The 18086-nt window shown below is 64.4% G+C and carries 13 protein-coding genes; 3 read left to right on the plus strand and 10 right to left on the minus strand.

From position 1 onward, the window contains the following. Positions 1 to 37 precede the first annotated feature (37 nt). A complete protein-coding gene (locus ACYOEI_RS01595; protein WP_462847504.1) occupies positions 38 to 799 on the plus strand; it encodes a lysophospholipid acyltransferase family protein in 762 nt (253 codons plus the stop codon). 63 nt (positions 800 to 862) lie between these two features. Here ACYOEI_RS01595 and ACYOEI_RS01600 read toward each other — a convergent pair whose 3' ends face one another. The 3 genes from ACYOEI_RS01600 to prpB form a co-directional block, all read right to left on the minus strand. Continuing rightward, positions 863 to 1687, minus strand: a complete 825-nt coding sequence (locus ACYOEI_RS01600) for a TIGR00282 family metallophosphoesterase (RefSeq protein WP_462847505.1) — start codon at positions 1685 to 1687, stop codon at positions 863 to 865. 233 nt (positions 1688 to 1920) lie between these two features. Next, entirely contained in the window at positions 1921 to 3477 is a 1557-nt protein-coding gene (gene rny, locus ACYOEI_RS01605) for a ribonuclease Y (RefSeq protein ID WP_462847506.1), read from the minus strand. Positions 3478 to 4360: 883 nt separating this feature from the next. Further along, a complete protein-coding gene (gene prpB / locus ACYOEI_RS01610) occupies positions 4361 to 5275 on the minus strand; it encodes a methylisocitrate lyase (RefSeq protein ID WP_462847507.1) in 915 nt (304 codons plus the stop codon). A 215-nt stretch (positions 5276 to 5490) separates the two neighbouring features. On the opposite strand from prpB, the gene ACYOEI_RS01615 reads away from it, so the two are divergent. Together ACYOEI_RS01615 and ACYOEI_RS01620 are read left to right on the plus strand one after the other, a co-directional pair. Next, positions 5491 to 8055, plus strand: coding sequence for a glycosyltransferase (locus ACYOEI_RS01615; RefSeq protein WP_462847508.1), 2565 nt, complete (start codon positions 5491 to 5493; stop codon positions 8053 to 8055). Between the two features lie 132 nt (positions 8056 to 8187). Further along, positions 8188 to 8481: a hypothetical protein gene (locus tag ACYOEI_RS01620; protein ID WP_462847509.1), complete on the plus strand. Its 294-nt coding sequence runs from the start codon at positions 8188 to 8190 to the stop codon at positions 8479 to 8481. Positions 8482 to 8694: 213 nt separating this feature from the next. Here the strand turns inward: ACYOEI_RS01620 and ACYOEI_RS01625 are convergent, their stop codons facing one another. From ACYOEI_RS01625 to ACYOEI_RS01655, 7 genes are all read right to left on the minus strand, one after another. Continuing rightward, complete coding sequence (locus tag ACYOEI_RS01625; protein ID WP_462847510.1) at positions 8695 to 9825, minus strand: hypothetical protein; 1131 nt, start codon at positions 9823 to 9825, stop codon at positions 8695 to 8697. Beyond that, positions 9822 to 11000: a hypothetical protein gene (locus ACYOEI_RS01630; RefSeq protein ID WP_462847511.1), complete on the minus strand. Its 1179-nt coding sequence runs from the start codon at positions 10998 to 11000 to the stop codon at positions 9822 to 9824. Before ACYOEI_RS01630 ends, ACYOEI_RS01625 begins: the two co-directional genes overlap by 4 nt. Before the next feature lie 17 nt (positions 11001 to 11017). After that, complete coding sequence (locus tag ACYOEI_RS01635; RefSeq protein WP_462847512.1) at positions 11018 to 12433, minus strand: MBOAT family O-acyltransferase; 1416 nt, start codon at positions 12431 to 12433, stop codon at positions 11018 to 11020. A gap of 266 nt (positions 12434 to 12699) precedes the next feature. Further along, complete coding sequence (locus ACYOEI_RS01640) at positions 12700 to 14064, minus strand: MmgE/PrpD family protein (RefSeq protein ID WP_462847513.1); 1365 nt, start codon at positions 14062 to 14064, stop codon at positions 12700 to 12702. A 183-nt stretch (positions 14065 to 14247) separates the two neighbouring features. Continuing rightward, positions 14248 to 16173 carry an esterase/lipase family protein gene (locus ACYOEI_RS01645; protein ID WP_462847514.1) on the minus strand — a complete coding sequence of 642 codons (1926 nt, stop codon included), beginning with the start codon at positions 16171 to 16173 and terminating at the stop codon, positions 14248 to 14250. 184 nt (positions 16174 to 16357) lie between these two features. After that, positions 16358 to 17185, minus strand: coding sequence for an ABC transporter ATP-binding protein (locus ACYOEI_RS01650; protein ID WP_462847515.1), 828 nt, complete (start codon positions 17183 to 17185; stop codon positions 16358 to 16360). Next, positions 17139 to 17999, minus strand: coding sequence for an ABC transporter permease (locus tag ACYOEI_RS01655; protein ID WP_462847516.1), 861 nt, complete (start codon positions 17997 to 17999; stop codon positions 17139 to 17141). The genes ACYOEI_RS01650 and ACYOEI_RS01655 overlap by 47 nt, the downstream gene beginning before the upstream one ends. Between the last annotated feature and the right edge of the window lie 87 nt (positions 18000 to 18086).

Genomic DNA, 18086 nt, shown 5'->3' on the forward strand with positions numbered 1-18086 from the left:
TGACGAACGCCCCTGACCACGCTCTCCATTTAAGATCATGAACGTCTCGACCCTGTTCCTGGTATCCGCGGCCATGCTGGCCGGGCCCTGGCTTCTCATGAGGAGGCTAGGGCCGGCGCCGGAGATCCACGGGGGACTTCGGATCCTCTCCGGGCTCAACAAGATCTATTGCCGACTCTGGCATCAACTCGAGCTCGTCAATGCCGCCCCGCTGCCGGAGCGTGGCCCGGCGATCCTCATCGCAAACCACACGTGCGGCATTGATCACATGCTCCTCCAATCGGGTTGCGAGCGCGTGCTCGGCTTCCTGATCGCGAAGGAGTATTACGACTTCTGGCTGATCCGCCCGATCTGCCGATGGATCGGCTGCATCCCCGTCAAACGCAACGGGAACGACCTGTCCGCGACCCGAACGGCCTTGCGAGCGCTCGAGGAAGGCCGAGTCGTCCCGATGTTCCCCGAGGGACGGATCCTGCCGAAATCGGGCCGAGAGATCGGCGAAGGCAAGCACGGGGTGGCGTTCCTCGCGATGCATTCGAGGGTCCCGATCATCCCCGCGTATATCTGCGGAACTCCCGAGACCAACGACATCGTCAAGGGTCTGCTGACCCCGTCGAAGGCTCGAGTCGTCTTCGGTCCTCCGATCGACCTCTCCGATATCCCCGCCGATGCCTCGTCGGATCGGGCCACGCTGACGCTCATCACCGAGCGATTGATGGGCGCGATCCATGCGCTCAAGGATCAGTCGATGCCCATGCCGACGCCCCCGAGTTCCGCCGTCGCCTCTCGCGCAGTCTGACCCCGCGCGAGCGGCGGGCGAACCCGGAATCTCACCGAATGGGCCGAGGATCTCGACGTCGTTCTAGATCGTCGAGGTGTCTGTGAGGAGCCGTTGCGTCTCGGCCTGGTCGATGGCGACCCTTCGAATCGAGAGGGCCTGCCCGGTCGTGGGATCGACCTCGACCAGCGCCCCGTTGAGCCGGGTGTCGCCGGTCGCGACCTCGAAGAAGTGGGGGATGAATGTGAGCGAGGCCGCGAGGACCCGGTCGTATCGGCGACCGAGGATCGAGTCGTGCGGGCCGGTCATCCCGACGTCGGTTTGATAGGCCGACCCTTTGGGGAGGATCGTTTCATCGGCGGTGGTGACGTGGGTGTGCGTCCCGAGCACGGCGGAGACTCGACCGTCGAGGTATCGCCCCAGGAGTTGCTTATCGCTCGTCGCCTCGGCATGGATGTCGACGAGGATGACCTTGGCGAGGTGGCCGAGCCGTTCCAGGACGCGGTCGGCCGCAACGAACGGGCAATCGACGGGCCGCATGAAGGTCCGGCCGAGGAGCGTGAAGACGCCGACCTTGGTCCCGTCGCGGGCCTCGACAACGACTGATTCCTCGCCGGGCGAATCGCGCGGGAAGTTGGCGGGACGAAGGAGCCGGTCCGTCTGCTCGAACAGCGTAAAGACCTCGTCCTTGCGGTAGACGTGGTCCCCGAGCGTGAAGACGTCGACGCCCGCCTCCGCGAGCTCCTCGTGACACTTGATCGTCAAGCCCGATCCTCCGGCGGCATTCTCGGCGTTGCACACGACGAGCCCGAGATCCCAGCGCCGGATCAGTCGCGGCAGGACCTGGCCGACGATCCTGCGGCCCGGTGAGCCGACCACGTCGCCGATGAATAGGATCTTCAGGGGCATGAGACACTCACCTCGGATCAACTTGGCCACGGACTGAGCGGGACGGACCGAGCAAGGACGAGGGGCAATTTAGCGACGAATTGGACACGGATAAAAACATCAATTATTGAACTTTAAAACTCAACAATTACTAAATTTAATAGATTCTTGCTTCTCTTATCCGTGTTTCATCCGTGTCCAATCCGTGGCTAAATTGCCTCTCCCATCCGTGTCCAATCCATGGCGATCACCACTCATCGCGCGAATTCGACGTTGCGTGTCTCGCGGAGGACGGTGACCTTGACCTCACCCGGATAGGTGAGCTGTTCCTGGATCGCGCGGGCGATGTCCCGGCAAAGCTTCGCGGCGGCTTCGTCGCCGAGTTGATGGCTATCGGCGATGACCCGGATCTCACGCCCGGCCTGGATGGCGTAGGCCTGCTCGACCCCGGGGAAGCCGCACGCCACGGCCTCGAGCTCCTCGAGGCGGCGGACGTATTTGTCCAAGGTCTCGCGACGTGCCCCGGGCCTGCTGGCGCTGATCGCATCCGCGGCCGCGACAAGCACGGTGTAGGGGGTCTCGGGGCGGAGGTCGTCGTGGTGTCCCAGCGCGGCGTGGACGACTTCCGTACGCTCGCCGTAACGCTTGGTCAGCTCACCACCGATGACCGGGTGGCCCCCCTCCATCTCATGATCGGCGGCCTTTCCGATGTCGTGCAGGAGGCCGCAACGACGCCCGATCGACCCGCTGAGGCCGATCTCCTCGGCGAGCAGCCCCGTCAAGTAGGCGACCTCGATCGAGTGTCGGAGCACGTTCTGGGAATAGCTCGTGCGGAACTTGAGCCGGCCGAGCAGGTCGAGCAGCTTTTCATGAAGCCCGGGGACGTTCGCCTCCTGCGCGGCGGACTGGCCGACCTGTCGGATGTGTTGCTCCATCTCCTCCTGGGTCTCTTTGACGATCTCCTCGATGCGGGTCGGATGGATTCGGCCGTCGAGGATCAGCTTCTCGAGCGAGAGCTTCGCAATCTCGCGCCGGACGTTGTCGAAGCCGGTGACGATGACGATCCCGGGCGTGTCGTCGACGATGACATCGACACCGGTCGCCTTTTCGAACGCCCGGATGTTCCTCCCCTCGCGGCCGATGATGCGGCCCTTCATGTCGTCGGAAGGGATGTCGACGGTGCTGACCGTCGTCTCGGCGGTGTGGGAGGCGGCGTAGCGTTGGATGGCGGTCGCGAGGATCTCGCGGGCCCGTTGCTGGCTCGTTTCCTTGTAATGCTGCTCATGCCGGAGGATCAGCCCCCCGACTTCGTGTCGAAGCTCGTCGTCCAGCCGCTTCAGCAGGAGGGTACGGGCGTCGTCGGGCCCGAGCTGCGAAATCCGGTGCAGCATGTCGTTCTGGTCGGTCAGGAGTTGCTTGACCTCGACGTTCTTGCGCCGGACTTCTTCCTGTTGCTCGGCGAGGTATCGTTGGATGTTATCGAATTCGCGTTCTTTTTTGTTGATCAGATCGAGCTTCTGATCGAGCAGGTCGGTGCGCTTTTCGAGGCGTTTCTCCTGTTCGCGGAAGTCCTTGCGGGACTCCTCAGCCTCGAGCTCGAAGGCCTCGCGACGGTGGAATGCATCTTCCTTGGCGCGGAGGTCGGCCTCCTTGCGGATCGTCTCGGCTTCGCGATGCGCCGAGGAGAGGATCTCTCCGGCGAGGCCTCGGGCCGTCTGGGCCCTGACTCGCGCATAGACCAGGACCCCGCCAATCCCACCGATAGCCCCGACGAGCAGTCCGATCAGGCCCCCAATGGTTGCCCCGTCCACGTCGGCTCCTCGCCTTTCGACTTAATAGAATTCTTCCGAGGTGGGGTCGATCGACCTGGGTCGTGGGCAAGGGGACCCGGGCGGGTCTATCGACGCTCGGACCGACACCGACAACGACAACGACTCAGACGGGCACCCGCTCCGCTCGACGGACTCGAAGTTCCGGAAAGTCAGGAAGGGGGACCACCAGGGTCCGAGGTCCATGGAGGAGCGTACCGAACGTCAAGGGCGGACCCTCGCTCGTTCGAGGACACTTCGGGCGCCATCGAGGGTCGGGACCGCTCCGGCTCACGCCGTTGGGGGCACCGTACCGTCTGCGACGCTCAGGACCTTGTGAGTGGAAACCCCATCCCGAACCCGGGTCGGCCGACGTACTCGACGAAGGATGTCGAGCGGCGGCCCGGACGATCGTGACGATCGGAGGCACCAGAAGCGCCAGGATTAGGCCGATCAAGAGACTCGTCACGCCGCCACACCTCGGTCTCGGGAGGGAGGATTTGTCGTTATCAGCGACGGTCCGCTTCGCCTGATCCCGCCTGCGCCGAATCGGCCAGAGAAATCGGACCACGCCATCGAAAGTGGAGTTCAAGACCAATGCTCGGGCGAGCCCGACGTCGGCCACGTCCTCGACGCGACCGACGCGAAAATCTCGGCCCTCGCCGCACCCCGAGGCGAAACCGCCCTGGGAACGGACCCCTAATGTAACAGAACGACCGGGGGGGTCAATCACCCGTCGAGTCGATCGCCGACCCGTCGCAAGGGGTTACGGCATCTTCCATTCGAATCCGCCGCGATGTCGTGTGGGGGGAGGGGGCGAAGGAGGGTCGTCGGTATGATTCGACGGCCCCTCGCACTGACATGCACTCCGGGCCGCTCGAGGTTCTCAACCCTCGGAGCCAGGGACGGCTCCTTCGCTTTTGACCTCGACGGTCGGCGCGTGAAAGTAGGCCTGGTCGCGACGTTCCCAATCGGTGTAGCCGAGGAGGTCGTAGAGCTCGGCACGCGTCTGCATTCGTCCGAGCAGGTCCTGCTGGGTGCCGTGATCGCGCAGGTGCCTCAGGGTCGTTTCGGCCGCTCGCATCGCCGCTCGGAAGGCGGTGAGGGGATAGAGGGCCGCCCGATACCCGATCGCATCGAGGTCCGTCAGTGTGAGGAGAGGGCCCCGGCCGAACTCGGTCATGTTGGCGAGCTTCGGGCCTGGGACGAGCTCGGCGAACCGCGAGAACTCCTCGCGGCTCTCGAGGGCCTCGGGGAAGATCATGTCGGCGCCGGCCGCAACGTACTCCCGGGCGCGGGCGACGGCGGCGTCGAAGCCCTCGACCGACCTCGCGTCGGTCCTCGCGACGATCACGAAGTCGCGGTCGCGACGCGCGGAGACCGCCGCGCGGAGCTTCGCGACCATCGAGGAGGTGTCGACGAGCCCTTTCCCCGAGAGATGGCCGCAACGCTTGGGTAAGATCTGATCCTCGAGGTGGATCCCGGCCGCCCCCGCCTCCTCGAACAGCCGGACGGTCCGCTCGGCGTTGATCGCCTCACCGAAACCCGTATCCGCGTCGCAGAGCAGGGGCAGCGTCGAGGCGCGGGCGAGGACGGCCGCTTGCTCGACGAACTCGGTGAGGCTGAGCAGGCCGATGTCCGGCAGCCCCGCCCAACCCGCGGAAAGGGCCCCGCCCGAGAGGTAGATCGCCGGGAACCCGAGACGCTCGGCGAGCCTGGCGGTCAGGGCGTTGAAGGTGCCCGGGATCATGATCGGGCGCGAGGCCCACGCCGCGCGCAGGCGGGCTCCGGGTGAGGACATCGATCGACCTCGACGGCTGGAGAGGAACGGACTACCGGCCTTCGATCGTATCCCCGGACCGGTCGAGGAGGAAGGGCCCCTCGCCCGGCATCGCCTTGGCAAGGATACTCCCCCTGGGGCACACCCCCCTTGACGTTGACGGAACGTCGAGCGGTGGATAACTTTCGCAAACGATCACCAAGGACGGGGATCACGCGGACACGGAGGTCGTCAACGTGCGCATCGGTATCGACATGCTCGCCGTCCAGTCGCCGCACCACGGCCACCGGGGGATCGGGCGCTATAGCCGTCACCTGGTCTCGGCCCTCCTGGCTCGCGACGACGGCCATGAGTTCTTCCTCTACGCCCACGAAGGCCTCACCGAGGATCGGATCCCGCTCGCCCCCCACGCTCGGATCCGCAGGCTCGAATCAGGCCCGCGATACCTCGTCCCCTTCGCATCGAGGGCCGGCCGACGCTCGAGCACTCGGCAAACCGCAACATCCGCAACCCAGGCGATGGACCACCTCGTCCGCACGAACCCCGACGAGCTCGACCTCCTGCTCGTCCTCAGCCCGTTCGAGCACTGGACCGGCTACATGCCGCCGTCGAAGCCGCTCGAGGGCGGCCTGAAGCTCGCCGCGGTGGTCTACGACATGATCCCGTTCCTCTTCCAGGACGAGGATCAATTCAGCTCCGGCCTGATGCGATTCTACCGGATCCTCGAAGACCTCCGCCGATACGACGCGCTCCTCGCGATTTCCGAAGCGACGAGGGCCGACTGCCAGTTGCTCTTGGGCTTGCCCGAAGGACGGATCGTCAACATCGGCGCGGCGAGCGACCCGGAGTACTTCACGCCCATCCTCCTCGGCCCGGAGCGGGAGCGATCGAACCGCGTCCTGAGCGAGCTCGGGATCACTCGTCCCTTCGTCCTCAACGTCGGAGGGATGGACAAGCGGAAGAATAGCTGGGCCCTGATCGACGCCTTCGCCAGACTCTCGGAATCGCTGCGCACGGAGCATCAACTGGTCCTGACTTTCACCGTCCTCCCGGAGGATGCCGAGAAGCTCAGGCAGTACGCGAAGGCGGCCGGGGTCGGCGACGCGCTAGTCGTGACGGGCGAGGTCACCGACGATCAGCTCCTCGCCCTGTACCGGACCTGCAAGGTCTTCGCGTTTCCCTCGGTTTACGAAGGGTTTGGGCTGCCGATCCTCGAGGCGATGCACTGCGGCGCGGCGGTCGTCGCGGGCAACAACTCGTCCCAGATCGAAGTCGTCGGCGACGCCGGACTGCTCGCCAACGTCGGCGACCCCAGCGACGTCTCGGCCAAGATCGGCCGGATCCTCGAGGACCGCCAGCTCGCGGAGGAGTTCCGCGCGAAGGGCGTGGTCCAGGCCCAACGGTTCTCCTGGGCTCACACGGCGGAGCGGACCGCGGAAGTCTTCCAATCGCTTCCGCAGACCTCGAGCCCGAAATCCTCGCGACGGATCCGGGCCGATCACGCACACCCGACCAAGCCTCGGATCGCGTTCTTCTCGCCGCTCCCGCCGAGGAAGTCCGGGGTGTCGGACTATTCGTACCTCCTGCTCCAGGAATTGAAGCGGACGTACACGATCGACCTCTACCACGACTCCGGCTACGTCCCCGAGCTGGCCCTGGCGTCCGAGGACTTCCGGGCCCGGGACGCCCGCCTCTTCTCGAGCTTCGCTCCGCTGGAAGACTACCACGCCGTGGTCTACCAGATGGGCAATTCACGTTATCATAGTTATCTCTATGAGACGATGTTGAGCCATCCGGGCGTCGTCACGTTGCACGACTTCTGCCTGGCCGGCTTCCACCTCCATTTCGGCCACACGCGAGGCATGTCGCGCGACTATACCCGCAACGAGATGCTCCGCTGGTATCCCGAGGACGCCGAGGCGATCGAGGCCGGCTGGAAGTCCTGGCCCTGGGACTGGGAAGTCATCGCCAGGGAGTGCGCCCGGTCGGGTTGGTATCTCAACCGCAGGATCCTGGCCTCGCCCAACCATGTGGTCGTCCACTCGCCCTGGTGCATCGACCAGGTCGTCGCGAAGCAGCCGGAGATGGCCGAGCGGATGGTGATGATCCCGCACGGGATCAAACCCATGAAAGTCTCGGCCTCGCGTCAGGCGGAGATCCGCGACCGCTTCGACATCCCTCAAAACGCGTTGCTCGTCGCCAGTTTCGGCTTCATCCACCCCGACAAGATGAACCCGGAGGCGCTCGAGGCCTTCGGTGAGGTGGCTCGTCTGGACCCCTCGGCGCTCTTCTTCCTCGTCGGCGAGGACAACGACGGCGGCATTGCCCGACGACATGCAGCGTCGCTCGGCCTGCTCGACCGAGTCCGGTTCGTCGGGCGGACCTCGATCGAAGACTTCGCCGACCTTGCCTCGGTGACGGACCTCGGAATCAACCTGCGGAAGCCTCCCACCAACGGCGAGACGTCCGGGGCGCTCCTCTATCTCCTCTCGGCGGGAATCCCCACGATCGTCACCGACGTCGGGACGTTCTCCGACTATCCGAGCGAGGTCGTCTACAAGGTCCGTTGGGAGTCGCAAGGGATCGATGGCCTGAAGCGTGCCGTCCGCGAACTGGCCGGGGACCGCGTGGCCCGCGAGGCCCTCGGAAGGGCCGCGTGGTCGTACGTCGCAGAGCACCATGAATGGTCTCGGGTTGCGAGCCGCTACGTCGAGGTCATCGAACGCAGCCATCGCGACCGAATCGCGTCCCGAGCGAAGGGCGCCCTATCGCCCTCGGGCCAAGAGGCCTCTGCGAAATAAACCGCTCACGCACACGGACCTGATACGAACGTCCCCCCGGGGTCCACTCCCCAGACGAGGGGCACCCCCGGGCACCCGAAAGTCTTCGGCACGAATGCCATCCCGCGACGACCACGTTCAAGAGGCCCACTCATGAAACGATATCTGAAGGCGTGCTTGAAGACGATGTGGGGGTGGACCGAGCCCATCCGCCACCCGATCCTGATGAAGCTCGAGAACTTCTTCGGACGCTGCCTCAGCAACCACGACCGCCACGGCAACGACGAGTCGATGGCCCTGATGGACCAGGTCGTCCGGGAGCTCTTCCGGCTCCAACGGCAGGTCGAGATCCTCCAGGACATGGTCGAGGCGCAGTCGCAATCCCTGCCTGCCCCTTCGATCGCCGGAGCGATCGACGCGCCCGTCGAACATCTCAAGGCCGGCTGAGCTCCCCCCCCGGATCAATTCCAACGACCCGGCCTTTCAAGCTCGAAGTCGGGTTGTTGGTTTGCCGAAGACGGATCGAAGACAAACCAGAAAACTGAATCCATCAACGGATTACGCAGATCCACACAGATATAAACAAAATTACCATTTCAAAATTTCTTTAATTTTCTTGTATTATCCGTGTTCCATCCGCGTTCAATCCGTGGCTAAAAACTATCTTCGTCTCCGCTGATGATCGCCGCCCAACCCCACCGCCAGCCTCGACATCTCGATATCCTCGAGGCCTCGCCCGTCGTCGCCCGTGGCGGACCGATAGTCGGGGAGCGTTACCCATCTTGAATCGAGGGCGGCGCGGGAGCCCCGATCCAGGAGCGTCGCGACCCCGTCGGTCAGCCCGACCGATCCCGTGTGGTTCAGGTGAAGCGGGTCGATGAAGAGCTCGTGTCCATAGCCCGAGCGTCTGCCGTCGATGACGGTGAGTCGGGGATGCCGTTCGAGGAGTTGTTCGAGGAACCGGTCGAGTGACGCTTCGAGCCCAAGCTCGTCGCGACGCGCCTGGAACCGCGGCACCACGGGGGGGAGCAGCCAATAGACCCGGATTCGCTCCTGCGCGGCCAGATCGAGGAGCCTGTCTATGTAGTCGAGGTTGACCGGGTGGCACTTCCACTTCTTCGGGAAGTAGGCCGGGTTTTCCAGTTCGACCTCGCCTTGATACGACGGCCTCTCCGGAAAGAGCATGGCCCCGCGATTTTTTCGCCAATGGTGGCGATAGGCGGCGACCTCGCCGCGATGCGACTCGACACGCCCGTCCAGAGAAGCCTGGATGGCCACTCGGATTTCGTAGCGGTCCTTGAGCGAGGGAAAGATCATCCCGAGCGCCAACTCGCCGCAGAACCGCGCGTTCTTGGTGGCCCATCCGAGCTCGATGGCCTCGGTGGTGTCGAAAAGCTCCGGCCATTGGCGGAGATTATGCCTCGGCTCGGCGGAGAGCAGGTGGGGGGCGGCGTCGAGCACGACGGCCGAGGGCCGTGCGCCGGCGTCTAGTGCCCGACGCAGCATGTAGTAACTCGAGGTGACCTGGCCATCGCAGAGGGCGAGATTGTAGGCCTTCGAGCCCAGTCGAGCCTCCAGGACTCCGGGCGAGATCCCGAACTTGACCAAGCTGTCGCCGAGGCAGAGGACGCCGCAGTCGGTCGTCACACGACGGGCCGCACGGCCGTTGAACTTCCAGTCGTGGATCGGGAATCGGGTTAGCTCGCGACCGTGACTGGCGACGACGACCTCGACGATCGCGATGATTGCGAACGTGCCGAGCAAACCGCAGGGCAACCGGCGAGGCCTCATCGTCGCACCGTCCCGGCTTTCCCCAAGACGAACATCGACTCGGAGAAATCCTCGACGGGAAGATCACGATCGAGCGCTCGATAGCCAGGGAGGTCGATCCACCGGGAAGTCCCAAGCCCTGACGCGAAGGTTTGGCGGATCGCGGACCCGACGTCGAGACTGTAGCGCCCGCCGCCTTCTCGGTTCAAATGAACCTTGTCGACGAACGCCGACCGTGGATAGCCCGAACGCCTGGCATCGAGGACCACGAGATCCGGCGAACGAGACAGGGCCCAGTGGGCGACCCGGGTGAAATACTCGTCGATCCCCTCGCGATCGCGCTCGAATTGGGCCTCGGGCCCGACCGGCGGGATCAGCCAGAAGACCTTGATCCGGTGGGCGGCGGCGAGGTCGAGCAACCTCTCGCTGTAAGCGAGACTCAGCTTGTTCCGCACCCATCGGCTCGTCGAAAAGTCTGCGTGCGGCCCCGGCCCGGATGGCTCGGTCGGCGAGGGAGGCGGCACGGAGTTTCGGGCAACGATGTGCGTTCCCCGATTCACGAGCCAGTTGCGACGAAACGTGAGGATCAGGCTCCGCGACGACCCGACTTGACCCCGCAAGGCCGCCAGGACGTCGGAGCGGATCTCATAGCGGGCTCGATAGGACGGCAGGAGACGAGCCAGTGCCAACTCGCCGAAGAGCGATGCATCACTTGTCGCGACGGAGAGGTCGAGGAGATCCGCGAGGCCCAACAACTCAGGCCAGCACCGAAGGTTCGCCTCCACACCCTCGGGCCGCTGGTCCCGGAGTGGGCGGGGGACCGGCCCGTCCTGGCAATCGATGAGGATCGCGTTCGGCGTGGCCCTCGAATCAATGGCTCGCTTCAGCAGGTAGTAGCTCGAGGACATCTGACCGCTGAATACGGCGAGGTTCAGGGTCGACCGACCCGTCTCCCGTTCGACGACCCGCGACTGGAGCCCGTGCTTCACGAGGCTCGTCCCGAGCGCGAGCAGCTTGATCCCCTTGGTCTCCCGAGACGCCGACCATACCCCATACCGCCAGTTGGAGGGGCCCGCCAGCGAGAAGTCGACGTCGTGGCAGGCCACGTACCATTCGACGACGCCGACCAGGACGACCATGCCGAGGAGCCCTAGGGGCCATGAGGCCCGCTTGGCCGGGCGGACCGTCAGTTGCATAGGTCCATCGCCCCCGTTCAGAACTGGAAGTAGATGAACTGGCCCCCGCCGAACTGTCCGCCGAGGATGATCGCGTAGAAGCAGCAGGTGTAGAAGACGCTTCGGACGTACCACGGCGTCTTGGCCATCACGTCGAGGTCGCGTGAGAGATACTGGAGTGCCTGATAGATGATGAGCGGCAGGGTGACGATGGCCACCGGAAGGATGTAGGCCGACGCCGGAATGGCCGGTCGGAACACGATGGCGTCGATCATCCCTCGAAGTTGCTCGATCGACGAGGCGCGGAAGATCAACCAGCCGAAGCACACGAGATGGAAGGTGACGACGATTCGGACCGCCTTCCAGCACGCACGGTCGATCGGCTCCGTCGGATGGATCCGGTCGAGCCAAGGGCGAGACAACCGGTGGAGAACCAGGATCACCCCTTGGTAGAAGCCCCACAGGACGAAGGTCCAAGCGGCCCCGTGCCAGAGCCCGCCGATGATCATGGTCAGCATCAGATTGCGGTAGAGCTTGACCTGGCTCCCTCGACTCCCTCCAAGAGGGATGTAGAGATAATCACGCAGCCAGGTCGAGAGGCTGATATGCCAACGGCTCCAGAAGTCCTGCGGGCTCGTCGCGAAGTAGGGGAGGTTGAAATTCAGCGCCAGCTCCATCCCCAGGCATTTCGCGATCCCTCGGGCGACGTCCGTGTAGCCGGAGAAGTCGCAATAGATCTGGAAGGCGAAGCCGTAGATCGCGATCAACGCGAGGCCGCCGTCGATCGTCTGCCACTTTCCGAATAAGTCGTTCACGATCACCGCCAGATTGTCGGCGATGACGATCTTCTTCGTCAGGCCCCAGAAAATCAGATACGCCCCCTGATAGAACTGCATCAGGTCGAAGCGCCTGGGCTTCTCGATCTGGGGGAGGAGCGTCGTCGGCCGCATGATCGGGCCCGCGACGAGGTGGGGGAAGAACGAGACGAACGCCGCGAATTCGATGATGTTCCGAGTCGGCTTGATGTCGCGTCGGTAGACGTCGATGACGTAGCTCATCGACTGGAACGTGTAGAACGAGATCCCGATCGGGAGAACGACCTCGAGGTGGGCGAGCGGGACGGAAATACCCGCCCGACCCAGCGCCGCCTGGAGGCTTTCCGCGAAGAAGTTATAATATTTAAAGAAGCCGAGCATGCCTAGATTCAAGAACATGCTCAATGCGACGAACAGCTTCCGCTTTCGCGCGTCCTCGATGCGGTCGACCGCGAGGCCGCACGCGTAATCCATGACCGTCGAGAGGATGAGGAGCGCGAGGAATTTCGGTTCCCAGCACGCGTAGAAGTAGTAGCTCGCGATCAGCAGCAAGAGGTTCTGGGCCCTGTGGCGGAGCACCCAGTAGAGCGGGAAGAGGAGGGTAAAGAAGTAGGCAAAGTGGAATGAATTGAAAAGCATGCCCCGCCCTCATCCTTGAGAAGCCCTGGGGAAGGCCGAGGTCCCTCGGACCGTCCGACCGTCGCGCGAGGATTCTGACGACTCTCGCGATCATCCTCAAACTATCGGCAATCGAGGGGCGACGCCTTCAGCGCCCCACGCAGGGGTTCATACCCCGTCCGCCCGATTTCGACAATCCGAATCGCCCCCTCGTCAACAATCCGTGAGGGTGTCCTGGAGGCCGCCGACCGTGGCAAGACCTCCAGGCCGGGATGCGTCGCGGGGGATCAATTCTTCTTGAGCAGGGCGATGGCCTCGTGGGGACGGTGATCCTCCTCGAGCCTCGTCACGCGATCCCAGAGGAGCTTGGAGTCGACCGCGCCGAGGACCGGGTCGGCGAGCCCGTGGAATTTGACCGCGAGTTGATCGTCGGTCAGGGGGTTCTTGTCGTGGCCCGGGGGGAACGCGACCTCGGATTCGAGGACGGTCCCGTCGTCGAGCGTGACCCGGATCCGGTTGGGAATCCCCGCGGGGTATCCTGCCGTCAGCGCGGGGTCTTCGATCACCGTGGTACGAGCGACCAGGTCGAGCAGGGCGGGGTCCGCGAGCCGCTCGGGCTCGAACTGGGCGGCGGAGACCACACCGTCCACCAGCGCGACGGCCGTGCAATACGGGAGGCTATGGTCGGCCGTCTCCCTCGTCTTGGGCCGCCACTTTTCGGGGTCCTTGCCGATGATCTCGACCGCGGTCCGAAACGTCGCGATCTCGAGAGACTTGATCCGCGAGGGGTCGCCGATTCGGGGCCGCAGCTCGAACGCCGCGGCGATCGCCGACTGGCTGTGATACTCGGCGGGGACGAATTTGATCGACGTCTTGGGGAGCATCCAGTCGGCCGCCGTAGGTCCCCCGAGTTTGGGGAGTTGGAACGGTCCCGAGACCTGTTGCCAGAAGCCCATCTCCCCCTCGAAGAACGGGGCAGGGCCGGTCATCCCCTCGCCGGCCAGGAGCGCGGCGAAGACGCCATTGCGGGCCGCGTGGGCGAAGGCGCATCCCTTCCACATCGAGAGCTCGCCCGCCCTCGTCAGGCGGAGCGCCGTGCCGGTCGTCCCGGCGATGCCGAGGGCGTGGACGGTCTTCTCGTGCGAGTGTCCAAGTAACTTGGAGGCGGCCAGGGCCGACGAGATCGCTCCGTAGGTCGTGTGGTCCCAACCCCGGGCGCGGATGCTCGCGGCGTCGCAGAGGCGGCACTGGACCTCATACGCAACACTCGCCGCAACGATCCAGGCGCGGCCGTTGGCCGAGGCATGCTCGCCCGCCGCCATGACCGCCGCCCAGTTGTCGCTCGGGTGCGCCGGCTCGAGCGACAGATAGGTGTCATTGCAGTCGAGGTAACGGATGTGGACGCCATTGGCGAACGCCGCCCAGTCCGCCGACGACCGACCTCCGCCGATCAACGCCCCTCCCGGCTCGCCACTCATGCTCGCCGCAACGCGCCTCGCGATCATGGGGGCGGGTTCCCCCATCGCCGCCGCCGCACAACCAAAGGCGTCGATGAGCCGCCGCTTGGCCTCCGCGACCACTTCCTCCGGAAGGTCCTCGTACCGCGTCGCGATCGTGAAGGCTGCCAGGCGGTCGGCCAAAGTCTCGCTCATCGTGGAAGCTCTCTCTCCAATTGCCGGTTCACAACGACCCTATTGAGAATGGAAAGCTTGGCACAGCCCCCCGAGATTCTCAATCCTATTGGGACGTCCACGGCGAGTTCGTGGGACGGACGCACGTCGTCGGGCGAGTCCGAAGCTCGCCTTCTCCGCAGAAACCGGGATTCGGGGCGAAACTCAGTCGAGCTTCGGCGGATCGGCGAGCGCGTCCCGCCGCGGATTATTGGCGACGACCGCACCATCGTGCTCGAGGAGGATTCGGCGCACTTCCTGGATCGCCTCCGGGGCCTTCTGCACCCCATGATCCGAGTGGACGACCAACTCCGAGGCGGCCTCTTCCAGGTGGGAGCTGCTGTAGGGGACGACACCGTCGGTCGATTGCCCCACTACCGTCCCTGGTCGCACCGAACCGATGATCGAGTGGAAGACGACGCCGTCGGCGGGCTTCATCATCAGAATGGATCGGAGGATCGACGGGGTGCTGGGAGAAATCGGCTCGAGCGTTTCGATGCTCGAGGGCATCCGCCGGAACTTCCGCCGATCGAAGGCGGTCGGGTTTTCCTTGATCAACTGGGCCAGGAGGTCACTGATGTGGTCGGGCTCCGAGATCAGGCCCGAGCTCACGCGACCGACGAGCCGACGGCTCAGGTCCGAGCCCCGGTGCGGGGTCGCCAGGAAGACCACGCGACGGACGAACGGCAGAGGCCGGAAGAACAGGTAGCTCTCGATCTCCTCGAGGACTTCCTTCGGCCCTTTGATCTCTTCGAAGCGGCGATACGAGTTCAGCTCCCAGAGCTTGTCGCCGCTCTCGACCACGGTGGAGTGGCTGAGGAGTCCGCCCATGCTATGACCCAACAGGACCATCTTGTTGAAGGCGGGGTCGGAGTTCCCGGGGTTGTAAAGCTCTTCGGCGTGGTGAAGCGCGTCCCGCAAGCCGGCCGAGGCGATCGGAACCGGCACCCCGGTCGGGTACATGTAGAGGAGGAACTGGTAACGGTCCTGGATGGTCGGGTCGTGGAGCAGCTCGTTGATCATCGGGATCCAGGCGAGCGGGCTCGAGATCAGGCCGTGGACCATGACGACCGGGATCTTCCCCGGCTCATACGGCCTCAGGAGCATCAGGTTCGCCCGGCCTAGTGCCTCGCCCGGACGCAACAGGCCGGTCCATCGATAGCGATTGAGGTCGGTCTTGGACCACATATAGGCAAGTGGCGTGGTCACGTCCGACTCGGCCGGGATCTCCAGCGGCGGGGGACTGACCAGGCGATTGCGGAGCGGGTCGATCAACTCCAGGGTGCATTCTCTCGGCCCGTCCTCGCCGTTCGGCTCGTCCCGGAGGCGCGAGGTCGGCTTCAAGAACGCGGTGAGCGGGAATGCCATCTCGGGCGGGTAGAACCGTCCCGCGTCCTCCCCGGCTTGATCCGACGTGCGGATCCCGATCAAAGGGACGCCGAGCCCGTATTGGTACGTCAGGGTGGGCAGCCCCAGGACCTCGAAGTCCGACGAGAGGATGATCTTGTCGACGTCATCCGTGGTCCACGGAGAATCTTTGAGCGAGACGCGGAGCTTCTGCTCACCGCTGCGAACCCTCAGGGTGATCGTCCCCTCGGGCATCACCTGATTGTTCGACTTCGCCTGCGCCGCCCGGATGACCTTCTCGAGGCCCGCGTTGTAGAGCTCCATCGCGGTCCGATAGCGCGGGTCGGACGCGCGTTGCGGATTCACGAGCTCAGGGTCGGTGAGGAAGTCGTGCGCATAGGCGACGGCGTCGAGGTAATAGTCGATCGAGCCGGCCCTCCTCCAACGCTCGAGCCGACGAGCCTCGATCCACGAGAGTTCGGCGAGCGCATACACCAACTCGGGGTCGGGTCGGGCCTTGGCCTTCTTCTCGAGCGAGGCGACGGCGCGGTCGACGTTGCGTCGGTACTCACGCTCGAGGTCGTAGCGCTTGAGCGTCTCGGCCGTGCGTTCCGAAGGCTTATCGAGGGCGTTCACGCTCCGGTGATACGCGGAGTGTGCCCGTTCCCCTCGGGTCGGTTGTACGGTGATCTCGGCCCAGCCGAGCAGGGAGGACGCGACGATCGTCAAATGGGCGAGCAACATGGGCGGGCCACTCCATCGACCCAGGCGTGCGAAGTGCCAGGCCCGCCGCCCGATACGATCCGGCGGGCCCGCGAATCATACGTCGATACCGTGACGCGTCAAGGCCGCCCCGAGCGTCGACGTTTCCGCGACGTCCGAGACGGCCTTGGGATCGGCAGGGGCGGATGACCACCATGCCTTCAAATCAGCAGCCTTCGACGAGATACTGATCGATGATCTCGTCGATCGGGCCGTCGCCCACGACCTGCCCCTTGCGCATCCAGATGCCTCGCGTACACATCTGCCGAAGCGCGGCCATGTCGTGCGAGACGATGATGACCACGTTCGAGCGGTCGAGCAGCCCCATGATGCGGGCCTTCGCCTTCTCGACGAACGCCACGTCGCCCGTGCCGAGCGACTCGTCGATCAGGAGGATATCCGGGTCGATCTCGGTGGCGATGGCGAACGCGAGCCGCATGTACATGCCGCTCGAATAATACTTCAGCGGCAGGTCGGCGAACTCGCGCAGGCCGGTGAACTCGTAGATCCCGTCGACCCTGGCGAGCATCTCGCGCTTGCTGAAGCCGAGCATCGCGCCATTGAGCATGATGTTGTCGGCGCCCGAGAGCTCGGGGTTGAACCCGGCCCCCATCTCGATCAGAGGGGCGACGGACCCTCGAATCGAGAGCTGACCCGACGTCGGAGGGTAGATCTTGGCGATCAGGCGAAGCAGGGTGCTCTTCCCGGCACCGTTCGAGCCCACGATCCCGATCCGCTCCCCTTTGCCGATCCGGATGTTCACGTTCTTGAGGGCCCAGAACTCCGAGTTCGGGACGGGCGCCTCGCGTTGCAGCAGGAGGTCGAGGACCGCCCGCTTGATCGAGTATTGCTTGTCGAAATAGCTCACGAACTTGAGCGAGATATCGTCGAGCTCGATCAGCGCACCGTTCGCCGCCGCCGGGGCGCGGTCGCCCCGGAGGACTCGCCTAGAGTCGGAAGATGAGCTTGTTTTCATGAGACTTGAATGTGACATATCCGATCCCCAGGCTCGCCGTCGCAATGCCGGCAGCCGCCAAGAAGAGATACCAGGACGGCCAGTTCCCCTCGTATAGGATCACCTGGAAGAGCCTGATGAACGGGAAGGCCGGATTGATCCAGAATCGCCAGAGCGTGGTCTTCGGGCCGAGTTGGTAGAAGATCGGGGTGGCGAAGTACCACGCCTGCAAGAAGACCGAGACCAGGTGGCCGCAATCTCGGAAGAACGTATTCGTCGTCGCGACGACGAGGCCCAGGCCGAGGGTGAAGGCGGCGAACATCGTCACCACGAACGGCAGAAGCACCAGTGGCGCCGTGAATCGTGCGCCCATCGGCTTCAGGAGCACGAACAGGACCGACATCGACAGCAGCAGGGTGGTGAAGTTGATCAGGACGCGCGTCAGCGGAAAAATCAGTTTCGGCAGGTAGATTTTACGGATCAAGCCTTCGTTCGAGATGATCGAGAATGCGCTGTCGTTCAGGCTTGAGCTGAGGAAGTTCCAGGGGACCATCCCCGCGAAGAGATAGACAATGTAATTGGGTATCGGGCTGGGCCAGACGGTCGAGAAGACGAAATACAGGGTGGTCATCATCATGACCGGGTGCAGCAGGGTCCAGAAGAACCCGAGCACCGAGCGCTGATAGCGGACCCGAAGGTCCTGGACGACCATATTCTTGATGACGGGCCAGAACCGGACGAGTTGCTCGCGGTCGTCAGCGATCCGCGTCAGCCAAAGGTTCGGACCACGCGCGGCGCGAGGGGGCGGGAAGAACTCCGTATGCGGGATCGAAGGGCTTGTGCGAACATCCATGTCTTTACTTCGTCCGATGAACGCCACAGGTATGGGTCGGCCGGCATCCAGCCACGCGCGCCCCTGCCTGCATTCGGCGGGGCATCT

It is taken from the genome of Singulisphaera rosea (assembly GCF_054877945.1).